Below are 244 nucleotides of genomic sequence, written 5' to 3'. Positions count from 1 at the left end.
CCTTCCTTTTCGGAGGGACTTTCATTGAGGGGGGATCGGTGGTTGAGGAGGAGAGCTTAAGACAGTGGATTTCCCTTCCTTTTCGGAGGGACTTTCATTGAGGGATCCAGATGTCGATTTGTGCGTGGGTGAGGGTGGGATTTCCCTTCCTTTTCGGAGGGACTTTCATTGAGGGGCTACGCGGCGACTTCGAGACACAGGCCGCGATCATATTTCCCTTCCTTTTCGGAGGGACTTTCATTGA

The organism is Rothia sp. HMSC078H08, from assembly GCF_001808955.1.
In the GTDB taxonomy this organism is placed as follows: domain Bacteria; phylum Actinomycetota; class Actinomycetes; order Actinomycetales; family Micrococcaceae; genus Rothia.
The sequence above is the reverse complement of the archived record's forward strand: the minus strand, read 5'-3'. Positions refer to the sequence as shown.